Below are 12,923 nucleotides of genomic sequence, written 5' to 3'. Positions count from 1 at the left end.
GTCGCGAACGCTTCAGTGCTCGACCCGTTGTGTCTCGTGCGCCTTGATGACCGCGTCCGCCTCCTTGCCGTAAAGCTCCTCGAAGTGATCGAAGGCCTTGGAAAAATAACCGATGCCTTGCGTCGCCGAGCGCAGCGCCCGCGCCAGATCGTCAAGGGCGCTGCCCGGAACGAGCGCGCGGAAAATATCCCATCCCTTGGCGGCTTCATCCCGGTCGAAGCCAAGTACCTGACCTTTGAGAGCGGAGACGATCTGGACGAGATTGCCCGAATAGACCGACGGAATGTGGATTTCGCTGCGGAAGATCGGCTGCATTAGGACAGTCGATCCTTCGGAAAGCGCCTGTCGCACTCCCATCCTCGACGCGGTCCGGAAGGCGTGTTCCGAACTGTCGACGGCATGATGCTGGCCATCCGATAGGGTCACGCCGACATCGATGACCTGAAAACCGAGCGGCCCTTTCTCCATCGCTTCGCGTGCGCCTGCTTCGACCGCCGGGATATAGTTGCGCGGAACGACGCCGCCCTTGACTGTTTCATTGAAGGTGAAGCCCTGACCGCGGGCGTTGGGGTGAATGTTCAGCTTCACATCCGCGAATTGCCCTGCACCGCCCGTCTGTTTGCGATGGCGGTAGTGAACATCCGAAGATTTCGCGATCGTCTCGCGGTAGATCGGGCTGGGCGTCCGGTCGGTCACGTCGATATGAAAGACATCGGCCAGGGTTCGGCAGAGATCGCGCAGATGCACCGGTCCCTGGGCGCGAACGAGCTGGGCGCCGGTGCCCTCCTCTTGCAAGACGATCAGGCCCCGATCCGTTTCGGAAAGTTTTGCCAGCGTCTCGGAGAGCTTGTTTTCATCGCGCTCGCTGCCCGGAACCAGGATTCTTTCAAGCATCGGCGTCGGTGGCTCCGTCCACTCGGGCGGGGCGACCGTCGCGTCCGATGTCAAAAGCGAAGGAACGGGCAGGTGATCGGATTTGACCGCCGCGAAGACATCCCCCGGCGCAGGTACGACAGCCGAATTGGACTTTCCGTTTGCGGGACCCTGCACGGCGCCGAGGCTGGAGCCGCCCAGCGATGCGCCCTGCCGCAGCCCCTCGCCCAGCGCACGCACCAACACCGTCTTGCCGATATTCTGACGATGATAGGCATGGAAGCTGACCGCTGACAGCCTTCCTTCCTCGACGGAGGCCGCACGAGCAAGACGCTGGCGAAGAGCCGTGACCTGCGGCGCCTCATGACGCAACGCCTTCATCAGCCTCATCATGCCGTTTCCGTGACTTGCGGCACCGATCAGCACCGGAATAACCCTGTTTTCCCTCAAGACCCGCGATGAGATGGCATAAAGTGCGTCGCTCGCCGGTTCCCGGTCCTCGATCAGTTCCTCGAGAAGCCAGTCGTCGAATTCGGACAGATGCTCCAGGAGCTCGGTGCGTGCTTCCTGCTCGCGTTCGGCGGCACTTTCGGGGATTGCGATCAGCGCCGAAGTCTGGCCTTCCCGGTACTGCCATGCCCGCTCCGAAATCAGATCGCAGCTCCCGACGATCCTGTCCCCCTCGCGGATCGGGACCTGGCGAAGCAAAAGAGCGTGATTGGCGTAATCCTGAAGCGCTGCAATCACATCCCTCAGCCGCCCCCTCGGTTCATCCATCCGGTTGACAAAGAGGATGCAAGGCGTCCCCGAGGACTCGATCACGCGCAGATAGGGCGCGGCAAGCACAGCCTCCTCGGGAGCCGGTGAAATGCACAGGATGCATGCGTCGCTGGCAAGAAGCGCATGCTGCACATGCGCCAGCGCTTCATTGGGTCCCGGCGCATCCAGCGCACACCAGGCTTCGTTCGCAAAGGTAAATTCCGTCAGGTTCAGCCCGTAGGGGGAGCTGGATTTTCTCGGCGGCCCTTCCAGGGAGCTGAGCTTTTCAACGACCGTCGATTTTCCGGTCTGCGAGGGTCCAAGTACGGTAAAACAGCGCATCGGTATTCCTCCAACTGCCATAAAGTACAATTTTCGGCCATCACAGGATGCCCCGAACCGCGGCAAGGCGCCAGAGGCACATTTTTCTTATTAAGATGTAGGCGAGATTAGCTTGTGTTCGCTGTGATCGTGGTGAGATCGATTTGATCGGACCGGTAAGGTCGGAAGCAAGAACCTCCGTTGCGCCTCGCCTGCGGGCGACCGTGTCGGCGGCCCGCCCTCCCCTCATCGGGTTGCCAATCAGAATGAATTGACGATGTCGCCGCCGGACCGCATTTGCTGGACCATTTTATGCGCATGATAATGCATGGCGCATTTGATGGCATAGATCTGCAGGATCACGGGAGAACGACGGCGCAAAAGGAGCTTCCAGAGGCGTTGGCGATAGATATTGCGCAGCTCCGGATCCTGGACCCGGCGCATCAATCTCGTGAAAATGCCCGCAGCTTCAAAAGCCCATGTGAGATTTAAGGCGATGAGGCGGATGGGATGGCGGCGCAGATGGCGCAGGCGCGAGCGTTCCGGCTGAATACGGGCATCGAGATAAAGCGCATCAAGCCTGTCGAAATAGGCGGCGGGCTGGTGAAGATCGCTCAACACGGAGAGATAGCCGTCGCGCAGGGTTTCCCGGCTGAGATTGAGGGGAATGACATTGGTGCCAAAGGCTGGAGGATCATCGTGATCCAGCCGTCCTTCCTTCTCGAGGCGTGTATAAAGCGGCGTCTTGGGTATGGCGGCCAGCATGCCGATCATGGCGTTGACGATCCGCGCATCCTTGATAAAGACGCGTTGGGCTTCGAAAATCGTCGTGTCGTCGCTGTCGAAACCCAAGATCATGCCGCACCACACTTCCATGCCGGTCTGCTGGATGATGTGGATTTTCTCCAGCATCGTGCCGCCTTTTCTGAGATTCTGAAGCTTCTTGGTTTCGCGCAGCGCTGCTTCGTTCGGCGTCTCGACGCCGATGAAGACGACACGGATATTGGCATCGACCATGAGCTGCATCAGCTCGTCATCGTCAGCAAGATCGATCGAGGCTTCGGTGAGGAACGTCATCGGATAGTGGTTGCATTCCTGCCAGGCAACGACGTCGCGCAGAACCTCCTTGATCGCCTTCTTGTTGCCGATGAGATTGTCGTCGACGATGAATGCCGTATCCATTCCGGCAGACAACAATGCCTCCATCTCGGCAATGATCTGTGCGCTGGCCTTGATCCGCGGCTTGCGCCCGAACACGACGATAATATCGCAGAAGTCACAGGTGAACGGACAGCCTCGCGAGAACTGGATGCTGCCGACCGCATATTCATCCATTTTCAGCAGATCGAAACGCGGGATCGGCACCTTGCTCATGTCGGTCTTGTCGGATTGCGCGTAACGCCCGGCATGACGACCCTCCGCCCATTCGAGCAAGAACTGCGGCCAGGTCTCCTCGGCCTCGCCGATGAAAGTGACGTCGACAAGTCCCTCGAAATAGTCCTCCTTGACCGTGACCCACGGTCCTCCGACCACGGTGAAACAATTGCGTTCTCGAAGCTCGGTCAGGATTTCCTTCATCCGAAACCGCTGGACGATCATGCCCGTGAGCGCGACGATATCCGCTTGCGCGCACAGATCGTAATCGATCGGCTCGACATTCTCGTCCACAAGCGTGACGGTGTGTTCGGCAGGCGTGAGCGCCGCCAGCAGAGGCAAGCAGGCGACTGGAAGGTTCGCCTTTACGTCAAACAATGGAAGCGCGTGTTCCATGCCCCAATAAGAGGTTTCGAAACGCGGATTGATGATGATGATATGAGCCATTGAATCCACCGCTCCATGACTTGGAGGATCTAGTACGGTATTCTGCTAAGGCTATTTTCGGTTGGATTGGGCTTGATGCTTGTTCCGCTATCCCAACCCGAACGGGAGCCATATCTCTGGCGGCAGCACAGAATGCAGTATTAGCAGCCGTAAATGAGCTCAAAATTAAATTTCGATGAGCTAACGAAAGGCGGTAGCTTATCGAGCGTCGGCAATTTCAATTCATCAGAACAGACCGTTGGTACACCGAGAACCGCTTGATCCGCTTTCCTGACACGGAGGACTATCCAATGGCAGAACCCGTGAACATCGCGCGGCGCTTCCTGGAACTTGCAAGCCGGGCAGGCGTTGACGAAGATTCGACATTGAGGTGGTCTGCCGTGTCTTTTCTCGCGCGGCTCGCCCTGACCTTATCCATTGGCCTCTTCCCAAGCTTGGCCGCGGCGGACGACAGCGGTTTCCTTCAATCTCTGCAGGGAAAATGGAGTGGCAAGGGAACCATCATCAGGCGGCTGGGAACCTCGCCAATCGACGTCACATGTACATTTGCAGTGACGGCGAGCGCGCCGTCGCTTTCCATGCGCGGCAATTGTCGGGCTTTACTCGTGGTAAGCCGTGCGATCTCGGCGGATCTTCGAGTGAACGGCCAGCGCTACAACGGCGTTTACGTCGGCCCCTCGGGGGGACGCTCCGGCCTGTCTGGAGTGCGTCAGGGCAATACCATCGATCTCGTCGTTCATTGGGCAAAAGAGGTCAACGGCGACCGGTCCGCGAACATGCTAATACAAAAAATCGGCGGCAATAGCCTCAATCTGCGAACGATAGACCGTGATCCGAAAACCGGAAAATCGGCGATAACCAGCGATATCGCGCTTCGACGGATCTAGAACAGTGAGCGGATCGGGGTCGTTTCGCCAACGAAAAGCGGTCTAACCAAGCATCTTCTGACTGCTGATGCCAAGAATGTCGTTTGCAAGAGCGATTGCGATCCCAGCCGCCACGATGAGCACCCCGATTAGAAAAAGACGGCGGGCGCGGTCGTATTTGACGACCAGCAGCGAATCCCTTGCGAGCAAATCGGCGAAGACTTTCACCTGCACGGCAATGCCGACGACCATGACCGCCATCGGCAGAATATCGACGCGGCTCCAGTCGTTCGGACCGGAAACCCAGCGATTGATGAAACTCAACGAGAAACCGACAATAATCCCAACGGCGGTCAAGGATCCGTTGCGAAAGGTCGAATCGATTTTTTCCTGATCGTCCGTTTCCGGCGCCATGTCGTTTCGTGATCCCGTCAAATGACGACCAGGTCGTCGAGATAGTTGGTTCAGCCAAGCACCCCTGCTGCTTTCTGTCCAGACCTACCGAGCCTCCCGCTTACTCTGGCTCTCTGCCTTCTGGGATTTCCCGAGATACTCTTCGTGCAATCCCTCGATGCGGCTCAGCAGATATTGCACGAAATCGTCCGGCACGGCTTTCGTGAACGTAAGCTTGGTTCCCGACTTGGCGTAGTTGACCACGGCAAGGGTCAATCCCTTGGAAACGACGTCTTGAACGCGATCCGCAGGGGCTGGGGCAACCCTTTTTGTAGGAGAGACCGCATTCAATACGGCGGCAAATTTATTATCGCTGGAAAGAGGCTGAATGTCCGGTTCCGCGAGAACACGCTCCGCAACCCCTGCGGCATCGGCATTTGCGCTCCAACGCTCTGCCAATTGCGCCCAGCGCCGCCGGCCAGTTTCCGGAGCAGCGCCAATGCCCGCCAGGACGGTTTTCGGGAAGCTTCTTGCGACCTGCAGCATCTCGGAGACGTGCGACTTTCCGGTCGCCAGCGAGGCACAGATCACTTCGCGCTTAAACCCTGCCTCTTCCTGGCTGAGGGCGAAAACGCACTTCTCGATAAAGGACAGGTCATCACGGTTGGCATTTTCTTCGCCCTGGATGACGATCGCCTGTTCGTCCGAAAGATCACGGACGATCGCTCTGAACTTAATGCCGAGAAGCTTTGCCGCCGCAAGACGGCGCCGGCCGAAGACGATCTGAAATTTACCGCCCTCCCCGTCGACTGGCCGAACCAGACCGGGGGTGGTCTGTCCGTGCTCACGCATCGACTGTACAAGGTCCTGGAGCCGGTCGGCTTCGTAAGCACCGTCGAACCGATCCCGTATCTGCGACGGCAAAACCACGTCCACGTCAAGTTCGATAATATGATCCGCATTCCGCAATAGCTTATCGGCAAGTTCGCCGCGCTCCTGAAGCTGGCGAACGCCGGCTGCGACCTTGAGGAGATGCGGCGACGGCGATGTCGCCAGCGGCGGCGTGGATGCCTCCTGGCCGAGCCCGACCAAGAGGTTGGCGAACATGCCTTTGGAATCTTTTCTGCTCATTCGCGCCCCCATGCTCTCCAAAAAAGCTCTTCGATTTCGGCGTTCGCGGCATTGATTGATTCAATTGCGCGGTCATAGGTCTTCGGAGCGGAGAATCTGGCGCGCTGCACTTCGTAAAGGCTCTGCTTCCAAGTCAGGGCATCGGCGACAGCGGTTGACTTGATCACCGAATTCAAAAGAAGATCGTCGCCAAACACCTGCCGCATCAGCGCCGTCATATTCGCCTGCGGATGATCGTTCGGCTCGAATTTGGTGATCAGGAACTTGGCGAAATCCCATTGCGCCGAGGTGCCCACCTGCTCAAGGATCTGCATGTAGGATCCGGCAAGCTCGAGGAATTTTGCCGTCGAGTCGACATCGAGCATATGGGCGGGAACAGGGATCAGAACGCCCGTCGCCGCCGTGAGGGACGACAGGGTGAGGAAGTTCAGCGACGGCGCCGAATCCATCAGGATGATGTCGTAGCGATCCGCGATCTGCTCCAATGCCTGCGAAACGCGTAGCAGGAAGCTCGTGCCGGCGGATTTGCGCATTTCCAGAGCGACGGCCGTTTCGAATTCCGTCAACTCGAGACCGGCGCAGATAACATCGAAGCCGGCAATATGCGTCTGATGGATCACCTGCTCGGTGGGCACGGGATCTTCGAAACGAATGGCCGAATAGAGCGTGTCGCCATCGCGGTAATCGAAATCGGGCAGGCTTCCGTGAAGGCTGGTCAACGACGCCTGCGGATCGAGATCCACCGCAAGCACGCGATAACCTTTCAAGGCCAGATAATGGCCGAGATGAATCGTGGTCGATGTTTTGCTGGAACCGCCCTTGAAATTCGTGACGGCCAGGATCTGGCATTGTTCGGCGCCTATCCGGCGCGGGTTCATCCGCTTCTTCCGGCCATTTTGCGCGAGGTGCATCCTAAGCTCGAGGATCTGCTCCATCGTGTAGAGACGCCGACCATTTGCGACTTCCGGTGACGGCCCCTGCTCTTTCAGCGAAATCTGCCTGATATAAGCCTCTGTAACGTTGAGCAGCTCAGCGACCTCGGAGGAGCTGAATTTGCGCATCATGCGGCGGGCATTCGGGGGAAATTGCGCGAGGCTAAGATTGCCCAGCGCAACGTCGAGTTTCGCAGAGAATGTCTGCATGAAGGCGAGGCTGCTCAGATGTCGTGTCAAGGCACTCTCCCATTTTGGCCGGCTTACTAAGCGCCTCGATGGTAAATGTTTAATGAAAGATCTCGTAGTTACGCAGAATGCCAATATTACTCACATTTTGCGTAGATAAAGAGGTAGCGCGATTCTATCGGCGGGAGCAACCGCGCGGGTTCCCCGCGGGGAACTTTTACCCTGATATGTCAAAATAAGGGAGTTCCCCACGGGGAACATTGCGGTGCGGCAGGCGAGCTTGGTAGCGTAGTGCTGTTAAACGGCGCGCGCGCACCATCCTTTGTAACCAATTGTATCCGGAGCGGTAAAAGTTACATCCCCATTCAAACCCGAGGGGATCGCGACACATCGCGGATACATGGAAGCGGTTTCTTCATGACGACCCAAGGCCCTACTGGAGAGAGATCAATGTCCGAAGACATCAACCATCACCGCCGCCGCTTTTTTGGTACCGCGGCCATGACCATCGCCGCCGCTCAGCTTGGCATGTTCGGAATCGCACAAGCACAGTCCGCTGAGACCAAGCCCACGGCCCTGCCCGCGGTTAAGCCGGGGACGAATACATCCTTCGGCCCTCTCAAGCAGATTGATGCTGGCCTGCTGAATATCGGATATGCCGAAGCCGGCCCCGCCGATGGTCCGCCGGTCATTCTTCTGCATGGCTGGCCTTATGACATCCACAGCTTTGTCGACGTTGCTCCCTTGCTGGCGCAGCAAGGCTATCGTGTGATCATTCCCTATCTGCGCGGCTACGGCACGACGCGCTTTCTTTCAAAGGATACGGTCCGCAATGGCCAGCAAGCGGTCGTCGCTGTCGATATCCTTGCCTTGATGGATGCCCTGAAAATCCAGAAGGCGATCCTTGGCGGCTTCGATTGGGGTGCGCGAACGGTCAACATTCTCGCGGCGCTGTGGCCGGAGCGCTGCAAGGCCATGGTTTCCGTCAGCGGTTATCTGATCGGCAACCAGGAAGCCGGCAAGACTCCGCTGCCGCCGAAGGCCGAGCTTCAATGGTGGTACCAGTACTATTTTGCCACGGAGCGCGGGCAGGCGGGTTACGCAAAATATCGGAGCGACTTTGCCAGGCTTATCTGGCAGATCGCTTCGCCAAAGTGGAACTTCGACGACGCGACCTTCGAACGCAGCGCCGCATCCTTCGACAATTCGGATCACGTTGCCATCGTCATTCACAATTATCGCTGGCGACTGGGCCTCGCGGAAGGCGAGGCGCAATATGACGATCTGGAAAAGCGGCTGGCAAAGGCTCCGATGATCAGTGCGCCCACCATCACAATGGAAGGCGATGCGAACGGTGCGCCGCATCCCGAACCCGCCGCGTATCGCAATAAGTTTACGGGCAAGTATGAGCATCGGACCATCGATGGCGGCATCGGCCACAACCTGCCGCAGGAGGCCCCGCAAGCTTTCGCCCAGGCGGTCATCGACGTCGACAGATTCTGATCTTCCGAGCAGGGGGCCGGCACTGGTATAGAATACCGCTGCCGGCAATATTCTGTTCAGGGGCATCGAGCTACCGTTCAAAAATTGCTGCTGCGCCGTTGCGGACAGAAGAGGGCACCCAATGATGGATCACATCGACCACATCCTGATCGTTGATGACGATCGCGAAATCCGTGAGCTGGTGTCGAGCTATCTAAAAAAGAACGGGCTACGCGTCACCGTCGCCGCGGACGGCCGGCATATGCGGGCGTTTCTGGAAACAAGCTCCGTCGATCTCATCGTCCTCGATGTGATGATGCCGGGCGATGACGGCCTGGTTCTCTGTCGCGAGTTGCGCGCCGGCAAGCACAAGTCGACACCGATCCTGATGCTGACCGCACGCAACGATGAAACGGACCGTATCATCGGCCTGGAGATGGGCGCGGACGACTATCTGGTAAAGCCGTTTGCTGCACGCGAGCTCCTGGCCCGCATCAAGGCAATCCTGCGCCGCACCCGCATGCTTCCGCCCAATCTTCAGGTGACGGAAGTCGGTCAGCTCCTGTCCTTTGGCGATTGGCAGCTCGACACGACCGGCCGGCATCTGCTCGATCGCGAAGGAACGGCGATCGCGCTCAGCGGCGCGGAATATCGTCTGCTCCGTGTCTTCATCGACCATCCGCAACGCGTCCTTAACCGGGATCAGCTCCTGAACCTGACGCAGGGGCGGGACGCCGAATTGTTCGACCGGTCCATCGACCTGCTGGTGAGCCGGCTTCGCCAGCGCCTGGGCGATGATGCGCGCGAGCCTGCCTATATCAAAACCGTCCGCAGCGAAGGCTATGTTTTCGCAATGCCGGTCGAAATATCCGAGCTGCGCCGATGAGCGCCGTCGCGCGGTTTCGAGGATTCCGGCCCTGGCCTCGTACCTTGGGATCAAGGCTGTTTCTGATCCTTCTCGCCGGGCTGCTGCTGGCGCAGGGGCTTACCTTCAGCGTCCAGTTCCTCGAACGCTACATATCGGCCAAGACGGTGATGCTCAACACACTAGAGAACGATGTGGGGACCTCGATCGCCGTTCTCGACCGTCTGCCGGCCGCCGAGCGGGCCGATTGGCTGGACCGCCTCGATCGCGGAACCTACCGTTTTGTCCTCGGGCCAGGTCTTCCCGGCGTGCCCGATATGACGGAGCAGGGCAGGCAGATCGCCGGAAAAATACAGGATGCCGTCGGCAAGCGTTTCCCCATCCGCTTCGAATCGATACCGGGTGACGGCAAACGCCTCCAGGCCCATCTGACCCTAAGCGACGGCAATCCGCTGACGATCGACGTCAATCCCGCACCCATCATGCCGCTGGCCCAGTGGCTGCCTTTCGTTCTTCTCCTGCAACTCGGTCTTCTCATTTTCTGCACCTGGCTCGTCGTCCGGCAGGCGATCCGGCCGCTAGTGAACCTCGCCCATGCCGCCGACGCTCTTGATCCGAACAAGAAGACGCCGCGCCTGGCGGAAGCGGGGCCAACCGAGGTCGCCCATGCCGCCCGCGCCTTCAATGCGATGCGGGATCGCATCGCCCACTATCTTGAGGAGAGGGTGCAGATTCTCGCCGCGATCTCGCACGATCTTCAAACGCCCATCACGCGCATGAAGCTCCGCGCCGAAATCGCGGAAGATTCCGCAGAGAAGGAAAAGCTGGTTCAAGATCTCGCCGAAATCGAACGACTTGTCCACGAAGGGGTGGCCTATGCCCGCAGCGCCCATGGAAATACCGAGAAACCCTCCCGCATAGACATCGGCTCCTTCGTCGAGAGCCTTGCCTATGACTACCAGGACACCGGCAAAGGCGTGATGGTCGCCGACAAGATCGATGGCGCGATCGTCACGCGGCCTCATGCGCTCCGGCGGATCCTTACAAACCTCATCGACAACGCGCTCAAGTTCGCGGGCACCGCGGAGATTTCGGTGCAGAAGGACAGTACCGGGGCGGTCCTTATCAAAGTGCTCGACCGCGGTCCCGGCATTCCCGAGGATCAGCTCGACGCCGTAATGCAGCCCTTCTTCCGGCTCGAACAATCCCGCAGTCGCGGAACCGGCGGAACGGGCTTGGGATTAGCGATTGCCGGCCAACTCGCCCTTGCGATTGGCGGTTCGCTCACCTTGCGCAACCGCGTGGGCGGCGGGTTATCGGCGGAAATCTCCATCCGCTGAGAAGCGGAAGATTGCGATCGGTTTGTATCCGAACGTAGCGGCTCCCCCTCGTCAAACACTTCGTTACATTTTCGCCCGATCGGGACACATGCGGGATACGTCCGCTCCCCCTTATGCGGCCAATGGCTGCTCGTCGGCCATTGCGCCTCGGCGCCCGATCAATCCCTTCAAAGGAAACGAAGATGACGCTACTTGTCATTGCCTATCTCGGGGGCGTGCTGACAATCCTCAGCCCGTGTATTCTCCCCGTTCTTCCCTTTGTCTTTGCCCGTGCCGGACAGCCCTTCGTCAAAAGCGGCCTGCCGATGCTTGCCGGCATGGCGATGACCTTTGCCGCAGTCGCAACCCTTGCGGCCGTCGGCGGCGGCTGGGCCGTCCGCGCCAACGAGTATGGCCGCTACGCCGCTATCGTCTTGCTCGCCGTCTTCGGCGTGGCGCTTGTCTCGCCGCAAGCAGCGAGCATTCTGACCCGGCCGATCGTCGCCTTGGGAAACAGGCTGATGAATTCGCCCGGCCAACGCTCCGGCTCGACAGTTGGGAGTTCTCTGGTTCTCGGCATCGCAACCGGGTTGCTGTGGGCGCCCTGTGCCGGCCCTATCTTTGGCTTGATCCTGACAGGCGCCGCCCTTCAGGGGGCGAATGCCCGCACGACATTGCTGCTGCTAGCCTATGCAGCGGGTGCGGCAACCTCGCTCGCCGCCGCGCTTCTGATCGGCGGCCGAGTCTTCACCGCCATGAAAAGCTCGGTTGGTTCCGGCGAAAGAATTCGCCAGGCGCTCGGCGCGGCGGTCCTCGCCGGAGTCGCGGCGATTGCGCTTGGCTTCGACACGGGATTTCTGGCCCGCCTGTCCTATGCCAGTACCTCGACATTCGAGCAGGCCGTTCTCGATAATTTCAACGCAGATCACCGGGAGCCGGCAGCGACGATGGTGGCCAGCAACACACCGATGATGGCCGCGGCAAAGCCTCGCTTCAAGAGCAAGCTTCCCGTCGAAGGCCGGCTTCCCTCGCTGGACGGCGCCGTCGAGTGGCTGAACTCGCCGCCGCTTACCGCCGAGCAATTGCGCGGCAAGGTCGTCCTGGTGGATTTCTGGACCTATTCCTGCATCAACTGCATCCGCACCATCCCCTACATCAAAGCCTGGGCGGAAAAATACCGGGATCAGGGGCTGGTCGTGATCGGCGTGCATGCGCCAGAATTCGCCTTCGAGAAGAAGATCGAGAACGTCAAGGGAGCCCTCAAGGACTTCCAGATCGACTATCCCGTCGCCATCGATAACAATTACCGGATCTGGCAGGCGTTCCAGAACAGCTATTGGCCGGCTCTCTATTTCGTCGATGCCAGGGGGCAGATCAGGCACCATGTTTTCGGGGAGGGGGAATACGACACCTCCGAAAAGATCATTCAGGAACTGCTGGCCGATGCCGGCAGCCAGGTCTCCGAAAACAATATGGTCAGGCCGAACGCGCCCGGCGCCGAGGCAGCGCCCGATCTCGGCAATATCAAATCCGGCGAGACCTATATCGGCTATAAGGAGGCTTCGAACTTCGTATCGCCGGAAGGCCTGAGCGGGAATGCCGCCCAGGACTACACGACAGGCGAACCCGGTCTCAACGAATGGGGCCTCTCCGGCAACTGGACGATCGGTCCCGAACAGGGGACGCTTAACAAGGCCGGCGGCAGTATCACCTATCGATTCAGTGCCCGTGACCTGCACTTCGTTCTGGGCCCCGGCGCCGACGGCAAGCCCGTGCGGTTTCAGGTGACGATCGATGGCAAGGTGCCTGGTGCAAGCCACGGCGCCGACACCGACGCCGAAGGCAACGGTACCGTTACTGAAACACGCCTTTATCAGCTCGTGCGCCAAGCCGGCGATGTCGGGGAACGGACCTTCACGGTCCGCTTCCTCGATCCCGGCGTCGAAGCCTACGTATTCACCTTTGGATGAGG

At 59.2% G+C, this 12,923-nt stretch carries 10 protein-coding genes; 5 read left to right on the top strand and 5 right to left on the bottom strand.

The annotated features are described in order from the left end of the window. Positions 1-12 precede the first annotated feature (12 nt). Together NXC24_RS24180 and NXC24_RS24175 are read right to left on the bottom strand one after the other, a co-directional pair. Positions 13-1,974: an elongation factor G gene (locus NXC24_RS24180; protein WP_104825972.1), complete on the bottom strand. Its 1,962-nt coding sequence runs from the start codon at positions 1,972-1,974 to the stop codon at positions 13-15. A gap of 240 nt (positions 1,975-2,214) precedes the next feature. After that, the gene (locus NXC24_RS24175; RefSeq protein ID WP_104825971.1) at positions 2,215-3,774 is read right to left on the bottom strand and encodes a radical SAM protein; all 1,560 of its coding nucleotides are present in this window, start codon (positions 3,772-3,774) and stop codon (positions 2,215-2,217) included. 290 nt (positions 3,775-4,064) lie between these two features. On the opposite strand from NXC24_RS24175, the gene NXC24_RS24170 reads away from it, so the two are divergent. After that, positions 4,065-4,661, top strand: a complete 597-nt coding sequence (locus NXC24_RS24170; protein ID WP_245464138.1) for a hypothetical protein — start codon at positions 4,065-4,067, stop codon at positions 4,659-4,661. Positions 4,662-4,703: 42 nt separating this feature from the next. Here the strand turns inward: NXC24_RS24170 and NXC24_RS24165 are convergent, their stop codons facing one another. The 3 genes from NXC24_RS24165 to repA form a co-directional block, all read right to left on the bottom strand. Beyond that, positions 4,704-5,054: a hypothetical protein gene (locus NXC24_RS24165; protein ID WP_104825970.1), complete on the bottom strand. Its 351-nt coding sequence runs from the start codon at positions 5,052-5,054 to the stop codon at positions 4,704-4,706. Between the two features lie 84 nt (positions 5,055-5,138). Continuing rightward, a complete protein-coding gene (gene repB, locus NXC24_RS24160) occupies positions 5,139-6,164 on the bottom strand; it encodes a plasmid partitioning protein RepB (RefSeq protein ID WP_104825969.1) in 1,026 nt (341 codons plus the stop codon). Continuing rightward, the gene (repA, locus tag NXC24_RS24155) at positions 6,161-7,336 is read right to left on the bottom strand and encodes a plasmid partitioning protein RepA (protein ID WP_104825968.1); all 1,176 of its coding nucleotides are present in this window, start codon (positions 7,334-7,336) and stop codon (positions 6,161-6,163) included. Before repA ends, repB begins: the two co-directional genes overlap by 4 nt. A gap of 399 nt (positions 7,337-7,735) precedes the next feature. Between repA and NXC24_RS24150 the strand changes: the two genes are divergently transcribed. The 4 genes from NXC24_RS24150 to NXC24_RS24135 all read left to right on the top strand — a co-directional run bounded on the left by NXC24_RS24150 (position 7,736) and on the right by NXC24_RS24135 (position 12,921). Further along, positions 7,736-8,788 carry an alpha/beta hydrolase gene (locus tag NXC24_RS24150; RefSeq protein WP_104825967.1) on the top strand — a complete coding sequence of 351 codons (1,053 nt, stop codon included), beginning with the start codon at positions 7,736-7,738 and terminating at the stop codon, positions 8,786-8,788. Positions 8,789-8,912: 124 nt separating this feature from the next. Continuing rightward, positions 8,913-9,653: a response regulator gene (locus NXC24_RS24145; protein ID WP_104827811.1), complete on the top strand. Its 741-nt coding sequence runs from the start codon at positions 8,913-8,915 to the stop codon at positions 9,651-9,653. Beyond that, positions 9,650-10,972 carry an ATP-binding protein gene (locus tag NXC24_RS24140; protein ID WP_104825966.1) on the top strand — a complete coding sequence of 441 codons (1,323 nt, stop codon included), beginning with the start codon at positions 9,650-9,652 and terminating at the stop codon, positions 10,970-10,972. Before NXC24_RS24145 ends, NXC24_RS24140 begins: the two co-directional genes overlap by 4 nt. Before the next feature lie 182 nt (positions 10,973-11,154). Further along, positions 11,155-12,921 (top strand): cytochrome c biogenesis protein DipZ, encoded by a 1,767-nt coding sequence (locus NXC24_RS24135; protein WP_104825965.1) that lies wholly within the window; start codon positions 11,155-11,157, stop codon positions 12,919-12,921. Positions 12,922-12,923: the final 2 nt, after the last annotated feature.

Origin of the sequence: Rhizobium sp. NXC24 (assembly GCF_002944315.1) — a bacterium.
Lineage (GTDB): Bacteria > Pseudomonadota > Alphaproteobacteria > Rhizobiales > Rhizobiaceae > Rhizobium.
Note: the sequence above shows the minus strand (reverse complement) of the source record. Positions and strands in the feature narration are given on the sequence as shown.